At 44.7% G+C, this 13,135-nt stretch carries 14 protein-coding genes, 1 tRNA gene, 1 other RNA gene and 1 other annotated feature; of the genes, 12 read left to right on the top strand and 4 right to left on the bottom strand.

All coding sequences use genetic code 11. The annotated features are described in order from the left end of the window. Positions 1-179 precede the first annotated feature (179 nt). From D3H55_RS23035 to D3H55_RS23055, 5 genes are all read left to right on the top strand, one after another. Complete coding sequence (locus D3H55_RS23035; protein WP_119549678.1) at positions 180-1,541, top strand: D-alanyl-D-alanine carboxypeptidase family protein; 1,362 nt, start codon at positions 180-182, stop codon at positions 1,539-1,541. Between the two features lie 189 nt (positions 1,542-1,730). Further along, positions 1,731-2,612 (top strand): pyridoxal 5'-phosphate synthase lyase subunit PdxS, encoded by an 882-nt coding sequence (gene pdxS, locus D3H55_RS23040; RefSeq protein ID WP_119549667.1) that lies wholly within the window; start codon positions 1,731-1,733, stop codon positions 2,610-2,612. A gap of 2 nt (positions 2,613-2,614) precedes the next feature. Further along, positions 2,615-3,205, top strand: coding sequence for a pyridoxal 5'-phosphate synthase glutaminase subunit PdxT (gene pdxT, locus D3H55_RS23045; protein ID WP_119549668.1), 591 nt, complete (start codon positions 2,615-2,617; stop codon positions 3,203-3,205). Between the two features lie 53 nt (positions 3,206-3,258). Further along, positions 3,259-3,479 (top strand) — a binding site (T-box leader). Positions 3,480-3,555: 76 nt separating this feature from the next. Next, positions 3,556-4,836, top strand: a complete 1,281-nt coding sequence (serS, locus tag D3H55_RS23050) for a serine--tRNA ligase (protein WP_119549669.1) — start codon at positions 3,556-3,558, stop codon at positions 4,834-4,836. A 129-nt stretch (positions 4,837-4,965) separates the two neighbouring features. Further along, positions 4,966-5,058 (top strand) — tRNA-Ser (locus tag D3H55_RS23055). 134 nt (positions 5,059-5,192) lie between these two features. Here the strand turns inward: D3H55_RS23055 and D3H55_RS23060 are convergent. The 4 genes from D3H55_RS23060 to D3H55_RS23075 all read right to left on the bottom strand — a co-directional run bounded on the left by D3H55_RS23060 (position 5,193) and on the right by D3H55_RS23075 (position 8,580). Beyond that, positions 5,193-5,861 carry a deoxynucleoside kinase gene (locus D3H55_RS23060; RefSeq protein ID WP_119549670.1) on the bottom strand — a complete coding sequence of 223 codons (669 nt, stop codon included), beginning with the start codon at positions 5,859-5,861 and terminating at the stop codon, positions 5,193-5,195. Next, entirely contained in the window at positions 5,858-6,499 is a 642-nt protein-coding gene (locus tag D3H55_RS23065) for a deoxynucleoside kinase (protein ID WP_119549671.1), read from the bottom strand. Before D3H55_RS23065 ends, D3H55_RS23060 begins: the two co-directional genes overlap by 4 nt. Positions 6,500-6,668: 169 nt before the next feature. Next, the gene (locus D3H55_RS23070) at positions 6,669-7,952 is read right to left on the bottom strand and encodes a glycoside hydrolase family 18 protein (protein ID WP_119549672.1); all 1,284 of its coding nucleotides are present in this window, start codon (positions 7,950-7,952) and stop codon (positions 6,669-6,671) included. Between the two features lie 82 nt (positions 7,953-8,034). Beyond that, complete coding sequence (locus D3H55_RS23075) at positions 8,035-8,580, bottom strand: cysteine hydrolase family protein (RefSeq protein ID WP_119549673.1); 546 nt, start codon at positions 8,578-8,580, stop codon at positions 8,035-8,037. 85 nt (positions 8,581-8,665) lie between these two features. On the opposite strand from D3H55_RS23075, the gene tadA reads away from it, so the two are divergent. From tadA to D3H55_RS23110, 7 genes are all read left to right on the top strand, one after another. Then, positions 8,666-9,187 (top strand): tRNA adenosine(34) deaminase TadA, encoded by a 522-nt coding sequence (tadA, locus tag D3H55_RS23080; RefSeq protein WP_240628762.1) that lies wholly within the window; start codon positions 8,666-8,668, stop codon positions 9,185-9,187. A 79-nt stretch (positions 9,188-9,266) separates the two neighbouring features. Beyond that, an RNA gene (gene ffs, locus D3H55_RS23085) (signal recognition particle sRNA large type) lies at positions 9,267-9,531 on the top strand. Between the two features lie 357 nt (positions 9,532-9,888). Then, positions 9,889-11,586, top strand: coding sequence for a DNA polymerase III subunit gamma/tau (dnaX, locus tag D3H55_RS23090; RefSeq protein ID WP_119549674.1), 1,698 nt, complete (start codon positions 9,889-9,891; stop codon positions 11,584-11,586). A gap of 24 nt (positions 11,587-11,610) precedes the next feature. Continuing rightward, positions 11,611-11,931: a YbaB/EbfC family nucleoid-associated protein gene (locus D3H55_RS23095; RefSeq protein ID WP_006837681.1), complete on the top strand. Its 321-nt coding sequence runs from the start codon at positions 11,611-11,613 to the stop codon at positions 11,929-11,931. A 12-nt stretch (positions 11,932-11,943) separates the two neighbouring features. Beyond that, positions 11,944-12,540 carry a recombination mediator RecR gene (gene recR / locus D3H55_RS23100; RefSeq protein WP_119549675.1) on the top strand — a complete coding sequence of 199 codons (597 nt, stop codon included), beginning with the start codon at positions 11,944-11,946 and terminating at the stop codon, positions 12,538-12,540. Positions 12,541-12,560: 20 nt separating this feature from the next. Next, positions 12,561-12,779, top strand: a complete 219-nt coding sequence (locus tag D3H55_RS23105; protein ID WP_119549676.1) for a YaaL family protein — start codon at positions 12,561-12,563, stop codon at positions 12,777-12,779. Positions 12,780-12,834: 55 nt separating this feature from the next. Beyond that, complete coding sequence (locus D3H55_RS23110) at positions 12,835-13,101, top strand: pro-sigmaK processing inhibitor BofA family protein (protein WP_119549677.1); 267 nt, start codon at positions 12,835-12,837, stop codon at positions 13,099-13,101. The last annotated feature ends 34 nt before the right edge of the window (positions 13,102-13,135 follow it).

The following is a 13,135-nucleotide window of genomic DNA, read 5'->3' on the forward strand; positions in this document are numbered from 1 at the left end:
AGGGCGCCTTTTTATCTCCTCGGAACATTTGCCTGTCGGGGCTGATCAGGGCGCTTCCGCTTTATAATCAGGACTTTCTTCTCTGAAGTCCTATTTTTAATTACCTAAACTAGGAAAATACTCTATCTATTATAAATAGTACTAATATGATAAAATAACAAAAGTGTTTACATAAATTGATGGAGGGCTACAAAGTGAAAAAATGGTTTCAAAAATCTGTCGTCTCTTTTTTGGTCATAGTGTTAGCAGCAGGAGTTTTCCAGCCGGCAATTTCTGCAAATGCTGAAGATGCACTGAATGTCAATGCGGAAGCAGCAATCATCGTGGAAGCCGATACAGGCAAAATCATCTACGAGAAGAATTCTGAAACGGCCCTGGGAATTGCCAGTATGACAAAAATGATGACAGAGTACTTGCTGCTTGAAGCAGTAAAAGAAGGAAAAGTCGATTGGGAACAGGAGTATACCATTCCTGTACCGCTTTCAAATCTCTCACATAAAACGGGACTTAGTAATGTTCCGCTGAGAGCCGAAGCTCAATATACAGTAAAAGAATTGTATCAGGCTATGGCTATATACTCAGCGAACGCTGCGACCATGGCAATAGCCAATATCGTTGCAGGTTCTGAATCCAATTTCATTAAAATGATGAACGAAAAGGCTGAGGAACTCGGCCTGGAATCTTATAAATTTGTGAATTCAACTGGTTTGAATAATGCTGATCTTGGAGACATGCGTCCTGAAGGCACGGGTGCCGAGGAAGAAAATGTGATGTCTGCACAAGATACAGCTAAATTAGCTTACCACTTGCTGAACGAGTACCCAGAAGTATTGGATACATCAAGCATTTCAAAAATGAAGTTTGATGAAGGTACAGAAGATGAAGTGCAAATGGAAAACTGGAACTGGATGCTGAAAGGCTTGGTGTACGAATACGAAGGCATGGACGGGCTCAAAACAGGGACCACTGATTTAGCAGGCTACTGTTTTACAGGAACAGCTGAAAGGGACGGCACCCGTTATATTACAGTTGTGATGGATGCCCATCCGAATGAGGGAGAGAATCCATATCATGCCCGCTTTGCCCAGACAGCGAATATGATGAACTATGCATTCAGCAACTTTACAAAAGAAGAAATTTTCCCTGCGAACTATGAAGTGAAAGGTAAAAAAGTCCTTCCGGTTGATAAAGGGAAAGAAAAAGAAGTAGCGATCCATACAAGTGAACCATTGAAAATGGTCGTGAAGAATGGAGAAAAAGAATTCAAGCCTAAATTGGTTCTGGATAAGAAGAAATTAAATGATGACCAGCAGCTTACAGCTCCTATTAAAGCAGATGAGAAAGTCGGCTACCTGACAATTGAAAGCGGCGATGAGCTTGGCTACATCACTGATAAAGCTTCTGCAAAAGGGCAGGTACCTGTTGTAGCAGCGGAGGCAGTGGAGAAAGCCAACTGGTTCGTACTGTCCATGAGAGCTGTCGGAGGATTCTTTTCTGATATCTGGGGCAGTGTTACATCCACAGTTAAAGGCTGGTTCTAATAAAAACTAAAAACAATTTCAGAGTTTGTCTCCAAAAACCACCACTTGTCTTGACATAAGGTGGTTTTTGTTGTTTATTTAGCATGGGGGAAAAATATATTCCTGATTAAGTTAGTTGATTTTTCCTTACAATATTACTGTTTTTTTGGTTGAAAATATAGATTGGAATATGAAGGGGGACATATAGAAATGAAGACGGGTACAGACGTAGTAAAACGTGGAATGGCCGAAATGCAAAAAGGCGGCGTCATCATGGACGTAGTAAATGCCGAGCAAGCGAAGATCGCGGAAGCAGCAGGTGCTGTTGCTGTTATGGCGCTTGAGCGCGTTCCAGCTGACATCCGTGCTGCGGGCGGTGTAGCTAGAATGGCAGACCCTCGTATCGTTGAAGAGGTAATGGGAGCTGTTTCAGTCCCTGTCATGGCGAAAGCCCGCATCGGCCATATTGTAGAAGCGCGTATTTTGGAAGCCATGGGTGTAGACTATATCGATGAGAGTGAAGTATTGACTCCTGCAGATGAAGAGTATCACTTGAACAAAAGAGATTACACAGTGCCATTCGTTTGCGGATGCCGTGACTTAGGGGAAGCAGCCCGCCGTATCGGTGAAGGGGCTTCCATGCTTCGTACAAAAGGTGAGCCCGGTACAGGCAACATTGTTGAAGCTGTCCGCCATATGAGACAGGTAAATGCACAAGTACGCAAGCTTGTGAACATGAACACGGATGAAATCATGACAGAAGCAAAACTGCTTGGCGCTCCATATGAACTTCTTTTAGAAATCAAAGAAAACGGCCGTTTACCGGTTGTTAACTTTGCTGCCGGCGGAATTGCGACACCTGCCGATGCAGCCCTCATGATGCAGCTTGGCGCGGACGGAGTGTTCGTTGGATCTGGTATCTTCAAATCAGACAACCCTGAACGTTTCGCGAGAGCCATCGTGGAAGCGACTACACACTACGAAGATTATGAACTTATTGCAAAGCTATCCAAGAACCTTGGCATCGCGATGAAGGGGATTGAAATCTCTTCACTTACTCCTGAAACCCGCATGCAAGAACGCGGCTGGTAATAATGGTTACCATCGGAGTATTAGGCCTTCAGGGAGCTGTCAGAGAACATGTCCGCGCCATTCAGGATAATGGTGCTGAAGCCGTAGTCGTGAAGAAAGCGACTCAGCTTGAAGGGATTGACGGGCTGATATTCCCTGGAGGGGAAAGCACAACAATGCGCCGTTTGATCGATCTTTATGACTTCATGGAACCGATGAAGGAATTCATCGCACAGGGGAAACCTGTTTTCGGTACATGTGCCGGTCTGATTCTTTTGGCTAAAAAGATTGTCGGATATGAGGAACCCCACCTTGGTGTAATGGATGTTACAGTGGAGAGGAATTCCTTTGGCCGTCAGCGTGAGAGCTTTGAGGTGGATCTTGATATTGCCCATGTAGGGGAAGGGTACAATGCTGTATTCATCCGTGCTCCTCATATAGTTGACGCAGGGGAGAATGTCGAAATCCTTGCAAAGCATGATGGCCGAATCGTCCTTGCACGTGAAGGACAATTCCTTGGCTGCTCTTTCCATCCGGAATTGACTTCCGATAATCGTCTTACAGGTTATTTCATCAAAATGGTCGAGGAATCGAAAGATAAACAAATGGCATAAACCTATTGCAATATGGAAACAATTGTAGTAACTTATTATACAAACTTAATCGCTCGAAATCGTTGAGAGGAAATAGTAATGCGGACTGCTTTCTTCAGAGAGTCGGTGGCTGGTGAGAACCGATGGAAGTATCCCATGAATCCATCCTTGAGTAAAGTACTGAACACACGAATGTCAGTAGGTGCTTTCGGTGAGAACCGTTATATTACTTAAGAGGAAAGTAGTCCTGTACTATTTTCAATCAGGGTGGCAACGCGGAACCTCCGTCCCTTTTATGGGATGGGGGTTTTTTGTATTTTCCAAGAAACAGATTTATAACGATGTGAGCAGATTAAAAGGAGGAAATGGCAATGCTTGATATCAAATATTTGAGAGCGAATTTTGAAGAAATGAAGAACCGTCTTCAAGACCGCGGAGAAGATTTAAGCGACTTTGAAAAATTTGAGGAACTGGATGTAAGAAGAAGGGAACTTCTTGTTGAAACGGAGAACTTGAAAAGCCAGCGTAACGAGGTATCCCAGAAGATTGCTCAAATGAAAAAGAACAAAGAAAATGCTGATAACCTTATTGTAGAAATGCGCGAAGTCGGCGTCATGATCAAAAAGCTTGATGAAGAATTGAAAGAGGTTGAAGGCAGTCTTGACCGCCTGATGTTGTCTATCCCTAATATCCCTCATGAAAGCGTACCGGTTGGTGCTACAGAGGATGATAACGTGGAAGACCGCAAGTGGGGGGAAGTCAGGTCTTTTGATTTTGAACCCAAGCCTCACTGGGATTTGGCCACAGACCTTGGAATCCTTGATTTTGAAAGAGCAAGTAAGGTAACAGGAAGCCGCTTCGTCTTTTATAAAGGGTTGGGGGCAAGACTGGAACGTGCATTGATCAACTTTATGATGGATCTTCATATGGATGAGCACGGCTATGAAGAAATGCTGCCTCCATATATGGTTAACCGTGAAAGCATGACGGGAACCGGCCAGCTTCCTAAGTTTGAAGAAGATGCATTCCTGATTGAAAGTGAGGATTACTTCCTTATACCTACTGCAGAAGTGCCGGTGACGAATTACCATCGTGATGAAATCCTGACGAACGATGAGCTTCCGATTGCCTATACAGCATTCAGTGCCTGCTTCCGTTCTGAAGCGGGATCTGCTGGCCGTGATACACGAGGGCTGATCCGCCAGCACCAATTCAATAAGGTTGAGCTTGTCCGCTTTGTACGTCCGGAAGAATCTTATGATGAGTTGGAAAAATTGACAGGCCATGCTGAGAAGGTGCTTCAGTTATTGAACCTGCCATACAGGGTGATGTCTATGTGTACTGCCGATCTGGGCTTCACAGCCGCTAAGAAGTACGATATAGAAGTTTGGATTCCAAGCTACGATACCTATCGTGAAATCTCTTCTTGCAGTAACTTTGAAGCATTCCAGGCTCGCCGTGCGAATATCCGCTTCCGCCGTGAAACAGGAGCCAAGCCGGAGCATGTCCATACATTGAATGGCTCTGGACTGGCACTCGGCCGTACGGTAGCTGCCATCCTGGAGAACTATCAGCAGGAAGACGGCAGCATTATCATCCCTGAAGTGCTGAGACCTTATATGGGCGGTTTGGAAGTCATTAAGCCAAGATAATGAAGATTGTATATCGAGCGGAAAAAGACTTTTTCGCTCGATATTATCTTAGAATAAAGTTTTTGAAAAAACCTTAAAAAAATGTTGACTTACAAGACTTGTCCATGATATTATAATTCTTGTCGATACGGAGGAATACCCAAGTCCGGCTGAAGGGATCGGTCTTGAAAACCGACAGGGGTGTTAAAGCCCGCGGGGGTTCGAATCCCTCTTCCTCCGCCATTGATTTTAAATTAACCATAGCGCATAAATATTGGAGATATGAAAACCGCTGCCCCTCGCAGCGGTTTTTTCTTATTAAACAAATAACTAAATTCAAAAAAGATGGACAAGCAAGAGCTCGTCCATCTTTTTATTTATGATTTCAATAATCTCGTCTGTTCAATGAAATAACCGATCCGTTCAATGATCGGTTCTATTGAGCTTTGGTCATTTACTAAATCGTAATCATTGATATTCAATCGAAGCACAGGACATGCATTAAAGGAATCGATCCAATTTTCATAGCGGACATGCATTTCTTCCCAGTACTCAACCGGGGTCTGCTGTTCCATCGGGCGTCCTCTTTCCCTTATCCGGTCAACCACATCATCAATGGATCCTTCCAGATAGATAAGGAGATCGGGGTGAGGGAAATAGGGTGTCATCACCATGGCGTCGAAAAGACTTTTGTAAGTGTCATAGTCAATAGCAGACATGTTTCCTTTTTCATAGTGCATTTTGGCAAAGATACCAGTGTCCTCATAAATGGAACGATCCTGAATGAAGCCGCCGCCATATTCGAAAATCTTCTTCTGCTCTTTAAATCGTTCAGCGAGGAAATACACTTGAAGGTGGAAGCTCCAGCTTTTGAAATCATCATAGAATTTGTCCAGGTATGGGTTGGTATCGACCTTTTCAAAGGATGTGCGGAATCCAAGTGCTCTCGCAAGTCCATTGGTCATCGTCGATTTGCCGACTCCGACGGTTCCGGCAATTGTGATGACGGAATTGCCCGGGATCCCGTATTTTGTCCGTAGATTCATGTTAAAGTGGCTCCTTTTTTCAATGTTTGATCCAAAATATCTATAATAGAGGCCAAATCATCCTGATTTTTCACAAAATCCATTTCGTCCCCGTTAAAACGGAGGACCGGGATGTTGCTGTATTTACTTTCGAACTGCTGCATGTGGCGTTCATAGTCCATGGAAAGCTGTTCTAAATAAAGAGGGCTGATTTTCTTTTCAAAGTCTCTGCCTCTCATGGCGATCCGCTGAAGAAGTGTATCCAGGCTCGCATTCAAATAAATGACGACATTCGGTACCGGCATATCTTCTGTTAGTATTTGATAAATGTTTAAATATTTATCAAATTGTTTATTTTTTAAAGTTCTCTCGGCAAAGATGAGATTTTTTAAAATATGATAATCAGCGACGACTGGCTTGTCCTGAGAAATGAAATGTGTTTCAATATCTTCCAGCTGCTTATAGCGGTTGCATAAGAAAAACATTTCAGTTTGAAAGCTCCATTCATCTATGTTGTCATAAAATTTATCTAAAAATGGATTTTCATCAACAATCTCTTTTAATAGATGATAATTGAAATGATCTGAGATGGCTTTTGCCAAAGAAGTTTTTCCTACTCCAATCGGTCCTTCGACCGTTATGAATGGAACGCTTCCCATACAATGTCCTCCTTTTCCGACATTATGGATTCATATTCGACATGTACTCGTCAAATGACGACATGTGTTATTTTATCACAATATGCAGCAGGCCGGGTGGAATTTTTATGGGAAGGAAAAAATTAAAAACAGCCGTCTGCCTGGAGGATCAGGCAGACGGCTTTCAGCATTATCGCTTGACTACATTGAAATTATCTGTGATCAACAGCCAGTTTTGCGGAAAAGGAAGTCCAAGCTTCCAATAGCTCATACCACGGAGGTTAAGTTCCTTCATCAAATCAAATTTAGCCTGGATGGAACGGGCATCTTCAAACCAAACCCGGTGCTGATTCCCTTCTTCATCTTGATACTCGAAAAATGGTGCCTGGGCTTTTTCATCATATTCAATGGGAACATTATATTGCGCGGCGATTTCAATGGCTCTTTGCGGGCTCACGGCTTTAGCGGTATCACCCTGTTTAAACGGGAGTGTCCAGTCGTAGCCATACAAGTTCTGTCCCATCATGATCTTGGAAGACGGCATTTCACTGATTGCATACTCAAGCACATCCCTTACCGGACCTATGGGTGACACAGCCATTGGCGGGCCGCCGCTGTAACCCCATTCATAAGTCATGATGACAACAAAATCCACGATTTCTCCATGCGCCTTATAATCGTGGGCTTCATACCATTTTCCTTTTTGTCCGGCACTCGTCTTTGGAGCGAGAGCAGTTGAAAGGAGCCATCCTTCCTGGTTGAATCGATTCTTTGCTTTGCGGAGGAAACGGTTATACGCTTCGCGATCCTGCGGCCGCAGATATTCAAAATCAAAGTGGATGTCACGGAAACCGTACTTCTTGGCTGTAGACACAACATTCTCCAGAAACTTATCCTGGATATTCATATCATTCAGGAGGATCCTTCCGACTTCATCACTGAATTGTCCTTCCTCCTGATTGGTGATGGCCATCATCAATACATTGCCGTTAGCACGGCCGATTTCCAAAAGATTACCGAGCGGAGGCTCCTTCAGTGTGCCATCACGTTTGGCTTCGAAATCAAATGGAGCAAGGTAAGTAAGGTAAGGAGCAGCCTCCCGTGCGCTTTCTTCTAAATTCGGCTGCACAGTTGTTCCATACGGTTCGACATAAGCATTGAATTCCCCATCTCTTTTTGGACGTTCCGGGATATACAAACGAAATCCTGTTTGTAATGGCTGATTGACCGAGATCCCATTGATTTGCGCCAGTTCTTGATAGGAAATCCCGAACCTTCTGCCAATAGACCACAGGCTGTCACCGGGCTGGACAAAGTAAAACAGTCCGACGATGGGAATGACCAGTGTCTGGCCAACGACCAGGTTATCAGGATTAGGAAGATCATTTGCTTCCACAATATCTTCAACGGTAGAATTGTATGTTTGAGCAATCCCAAATAGCGATTGGCTGGGTTGTACTACATGAATTTGCATAACTTGCCCTCCCTTTAACTTTTCACTGTAAGAAATGTATGCGTGAAAAGAGGGAAGTATGATGATCAAGGGTTATTTGCATTTAAAAGATATCCCCGGAATGGAGAATATCGGCTTTCAGCACATTCTTCATCATTTCCAGGGCATACCGGTTGTCGTCTTTACTGACCGACGCAAGGCAGTCTTCCGGAATGATTAAATTGAATTCTCTCATGTAGGCATCGTTCGCCGTGAACAGCACACAGATGTTCCCTGCGATACCCGATAGGATGAGTGTCTTTACTTCTAAAGAGTGAAGAAGTGTGTTGAGGGCAGTACCGTAGAAAGCAGAATGCTTAGGCTTAATCAGGAAATAATCGTCCTGCCCTGGTTTTAAAGCTTCTATGACAGGCTGGCTGAGTTCGTTCAGACATTTTTCATAAATTTTTTTCAAATCGGCCTGCCAAAGGTTATAATGGTCATTAATATAAATGACAGGGATATGAAGCTGCCGGCAGGTATTGCGGAGCGATTTCAGCGGCTTAACGATTTGTTGTGTGCGGCTGGCGAGTGTCCGGCCATGTTCAAAATCGAATGGATTCAGGATATCTATTATCAATAGAGCGGTGTTCCCTTTGAGTGCATTCATAGGCTGCCTCCTTTTTGAATAGTGTTGGATGCGGCGGAAGGTTTTATCCAAATCATAGATCTTTTTACGGTTAGGAGTTATTCAGGTGGAGACCAAACATGAATATTTTATGAGGCTTGCCCTTGAGGAGGCAAAAAAAGCTGAAGAGAAAATGGAGGTTCCGATTGGGGCTGTGATCGTCATGGATGGGGAAGTGATTGCATCCGGCCACAACCTGAGGGAAACGACTCAGAATGCGGTGACCCATGCAGAACTTCTTGCCATTGAGAAAGCCTGCGAGAAGGCAGGTACATGGCGGCTTGAAAATGCTGAGCTCTATGTAACACTGGAGCCATGCCCTATGTGTTCAGGGGCAATACTCTTATCGAGGGTCAAAACTGTGGTTTTTGGAGCGCCGGACCCCAAAGCGGGTTGTGCCGGAACGTTGATGAACTTGCTGGAAGATGAACGCTTCAATCACCAATGCGAAGTGATTCCAGGTGTGCTGCAAGAAGAGTGCGGCGGGCTGCTCACGAGTTTCTTCCGAGGCCTTCGTGAAAAGAAGAAAGAAGAAAAGAACCGGAGGAAAGCAGAAGTGGAACATCATACAGGAATTGACAATGGCTAACCCATTGCTTTTTTCCGTAAGAGCTAGTATACTAATATTTGCGTCGGACATGGCGCAACCAAATATGGTATCAATTTTGCCGTGCTAGGCGGGGAGGTAGCGGTGCCCTGTACTCGCAATCCGCTCCAGCGAGGCTGAATCCCTTCCTGAGGCTTGCACTCTGTAAGGCCTGCCTCAAGTAAGTGGTGTTGACGCCCGGGTCCTGCGCAATGGGAATCCATGAATCATGTCAGGTCCGGAAGGAAGCAGCATTAAGTGGACTCTCCCATGTGCCGCAGGGTTGCCTGGGCCGAGCTAACTGCTTGAGTAACGCTTATGGATGCATGTCGACGGAAGGTGCACGGCAGTTTAATACTTATAATAAAACTCATCCTTTCAGGGTGAGTTTTTTGCATGGCGAAGAATTTATAGGGGCTCTTTTCTTAAACTTTACTTGATGGAACCTTAATTCATATGAAGTTGACAGCTCTCTCCTTGCATTACGGGTGATAGTTGATATCAATGCAGGAAAAAATGGGATTTCGAAAGAGGGCTGCCTGCGCCGTAAGCAGCCTTCATAAAAAATGAATTATAGTAAAACAGACTTTGTACAACTAAATTCACATAAGTTATAATAGATAGATGAGAATATATTTATTAAATACGGCGCGAAGCATGTTTACCACATCTATTAATAATACATATAAGAGGAGGAGCACATTTTGAGTTATCAAGCTTTATACAGAGTCTGGCGGCCGCAGCAGTTCATAGATGTAGTCGGGCAGCAGCATGTAACAAAGACACTGCAAAATGCCCTCCTCCAGCAAAAAACCTCCCATGCCTATCTGTTTTCAGGTCCGAGGGGAACAGGCAAAACGAGTGCTGCCAAGATTCTTGCCAAGGCAGTCAACTGTGAGAAGGCACCAGTTGCAGAGCCATGCAATGAATGTAATTCCTGCCTGGGAATCACAGACGGTTCCATCCCGGATGTCATTGAAATCGATGCTGCTTCCAACAATGGAGTGGAGGAAATCCGTGACATAAGGGACAAAGTCAAATATGCACCTAATGTCGTCTCTTATAAGGTCTATATTATAGATGAAGTTCACATGCTTTCAATCGGTGCCTTCAATGCATTATTGAAGACTCTTGAAGAACCTCCGAAGCACGTCATCTTCATCCTGGCGACGACTGAACCTCACAAAATCCCCCTGACCATCATTTCGAGATGCCAGCGATTTGACTTCAAGAGGATCACAGCAAGGGATATTGTCGGGAGGATGACTCATATTGCCGATGAATCAGGTGTACAATATGAAGAAAAGGCACTTCATGTAGTCGCCCGGGCGGCAGAAGGCGGAATGCGCGATGCCCTCAGCCTTCTTGATCAGGCGATTTCCTTCAGCCAGGGCAAGGTGACGGTGGATGATGCTCTGACCGTAACAGGGGCGGTGTCCCAGGTCTATCTTAATAGATTGGCAAAAGCAATCTTTGAGAATCAGGTGGCAGATGCGCTTCAAGCCCTGGAGGAACTGCTGTTCCAAGGGAAGGATCCGGCAAGGCTGACGGAAGACCTTGTCCTGTATTTCCGGGATATGCTGCTGCATCAGACAGCGCCGAACCTGGAAGAATCCCTGGAACGGGTCATGCTGGATGAAGATTTCAAGGAGCTCGCGGAAAGGGTTTCACCTCAGCACATTTACAAATTTATTGATATACTTAATGAAGCACAGCAGGAAATGAAATTCACCAACCATGCCCGTATTTATATTGAAGTGTCCATCGTGAAGTTATGTCAGATCGAGGTCGAAAGCAGTGCATCCTCTGCACCAGAGATAGGGCAGCTTCTTCAAAAGGTACAGAACCTGGAAAATGAACTGAAGCAACTTAAGGCCACAGGAGTGCCTGTGCAGCAGGAATCTGCTCAGGCGGCCCCGAAGAAAAGGGCTTCTTCTTCGCGGAAGGGCTTCAAGGCTCCAACCGGTATGGTTCAGGAAGTATTGAAAACTGCGACGAAAGAGGATCTCAATCTTCTCAAAAGCCGCTGGGGTGAAATGCTCGAGATCCTCAATCAACGGCAGATGCGCTCTCAAGCAGCACTGCTCAATGATGCTGAGCCTGTTGCAGCCAACTCAAAGTCTTTTGTTCTGAAATTCAAGTATGATATCCACTGTCAAATGGCGATGGAAAATGCCGGATTTACAGAAGCGCTGGGCTCCATTATGGGGCAGCTGACCGGAACCGATTATCAGCCGATCGGCATCCCTGAGAACCAATGGCAGAGTGTAAGAGAAGAATTCATTAAGCATCAAAGAACCGATGATCCGGATTCTGCTGCAAGCGAAGAAGTGGAAGAAGATCCACTTATCGCAGAAGCGAAAAAGCTTGTAGGGGAAGATCTAATAGAAATAAAAGATTAAAACTTTAATTGGAGGTTTTTTACTATGCGTGGAATGGGAAATATGCAAGGTATGATGAAACAAATGCAAAAGATGCAAAAGCAAATGGCGAAGGCTCAAGAGGAGCTTGGTGAAAAGAGGCTGGAAGGAACTGCTGGGGGCGGAATGGTGACTGTAATTGTATCCGGCCACAAAGAAGTGCTTGAAGTGAACATCAAGGAAGAAGTAGTAGACCCGGAAGATATCGAAATGCTCCAGGACCTTGTGCTCGCTGCTACGAATGATGCTTTGAAGCAAGCGGATGAACTGACTAATTCTACTATGGGACAATTCACTAAAGGGATGAACCTGCCGGGAATGTTCTAGGAGGCTTTTTATATGCATTATCCTGAACCAATATCGAAGCTCATTGACAGCTTCATGAAACTGCCGGGAATCGGGCCGAAAACCGCGGCCCGTCTGGCGTTTTTTGTTTTAGGCATGAAAGAGGACACAGTCCTGGAATTTGCAAAAGCACTGGTGAACGCTAAACGCAAGTTGACATACTGTTCGGTCTGCGGACATATAACAGATCAGGATCCTTGTTATATCTGCGAAGATACAAGACGGGATCGGAGCATTGTGTGTGTCGTCCAGGATCCGAAAGATGTCATCGCCATGGAGAAAATGAAAGAATACAATGGGCTTTACCATGTCCTGCATGGAGCAATATCCCCGATGGACGGCATCGGCCCGGAAGACATCAATGTTCCTGACCTTTTAAAAAGACTGCAGGATGAACAAATAGAAGAAGTTATACTGGCTACCAACCCGAATATCGAAGGCGAAGCGACAGCGATGTATATATCGAGACTGCTGAAACCATCGGGCATCCGGGTCACAAGAATCGCTCATGGCCTGCCGGTAGGCGGGGATTTGGAGTACGCCGATGAGGTCACCCTTTCCAAAGCATTGGAAGGAAGAAGAGATGTGTAGATCGGGAGTGGAAAGTTTCTATGTTCTTTCAAAAAAAAGGTAAGCTGAGAAAAGAATATGATAATGCTCTGCTTCATTCATTGGAAGATGCAAAAAAAGATTGGATTTCACAAAGGGCACTGGAGGATTTGAGTATTGAAAACTCATATGAAATCAATTATCTCTCCAAGATTGCTGAAGCCAAGTACTTTTTCTTCTTCAGGGAAGCAAAAAATAGAAAAGTCGTCATAAAAAGGTAGACAACCCTCATATCCTCTTTAATAAGGATCAACATATCCTAAAAGGGGGGAGCAGATGAGCCCGGTTGTAGTTATTGCTGTTATAAGCAGCTTGATCGTGTTTCTGCTGGCAGCGGGGACGCCGTTTAAACCGGCAAAATTTGTTGGGCAGCTTTGTATGAAAGTATTGATAGGCGCTTTGTTCTTATTCTTTTTAAATGCTTTTGGAAGCCAGTTTGGCGTACATGTTCCCATCAATCTGGTCACTTCCTCGATTTCCGGGATCCTCGGCATCCCCGGAGTTGTAGGGCTGGCCATCATCCAGATGTATATTATCGTATAAACTCCGCTTTTCATTCAGCGGAGTTTTATTTTTT

The sequence above is a fragment of the Bacillus salacetis genome, from assembly GCF_003581585.1.
In the GTDB taxonomy this organism is placed as follows: domain Bacteria; phylum Bacillota; class Bacilli; order Bacillales; family Bacillaceae_B; genus Rossellomorea; species Rossellomorea salacetis.

Excerpts from the sequence above, each read along its gene's own strand:
- D3H55_RS23035 (WP_119549678.1), top strand. The coding sequence starts at position 180 with ATGGAGGGCTACAAAGTGAAAAAATGGTTTCAAAAATCTGTCGTCTCT.
- pdxS (WP_119549667.1), top strand. The coding sequence starts at position 1,731 with ATGAAGACGGGTACAGACGTAGTAAAACGTGGAATGGCCGAAATGCAA.
- pdxT (WP_119549668.1), top strand. The coding sequence starts at position 2,615 with ATGGTTACCATCGGAGTATTAGGCCTTCAGGGAGCTGTCAGAGAACAT.
- serS (WP_119549669.1), top strand. The coding sequence starts at position 3,556 with ATGCTTGATATCAAATATTTGAGAGCGAATTTTGAAGAAATGAAGAAC.
- D3H55_RS23060 (WP_119549670.1), bottom strand. The coding sequence starts at position 5,861 with ATGAATCTACGGACAAAATACGGGATCCCGGGCAATTCCGTCATCACA.
- D3H55_RS23065 (WP_119549671.1), bottom strand. The coding sequence starts at position 6,499 with ATGGGAAGCGTTCCATTCATAACGGTCGAAGGACCGATTGGAGTAGGA.
- D3H55_RS23070 (WP_119549672.1), bottom strand. The coding sequence starts at position 7,952 with ATGCAAATTCATGTAGTACAACCCAGCCAATCGCTATTTGGGATTGCT.
- D3H55_RS23075 (WP_119549673.1), bottom strand. The coding sequence starts at position 8,580 with ATGAATGCACTCAAAGGGAACACCGCTCTATTGATAATAGATATCCTG.
- D3H55_RS23095 (WP_006837681.1), top strand. The coding sequence starts at position 11,611 with ATGCGTGGAATGGGAAATATGCAAGGTATGATGAAACAAATGCAAAAG.
- recR (WP_119549675.1), top strand. The coding sequence starts at position 11,944 with ATGCATTATCCTGAACCAATATCGAAGCTCATTGACAGCTTCATGAAA.
- D3H55_RS23105 (WP_119549676.1), top strand. The coding sequence starts at position 12,561 with ATGTTCTTTCAAAAAAAAGGTAAGCTGAGAAAAGAATATGATAATGCT.
- D3H55_RS23110 (WP_119549677.1), top strand. The coding sequence starts at position 12,835 with ATGAGCCCGGTTGTAGTTATTGCTGTTATAAGCAGCTTGATCGTGTTT.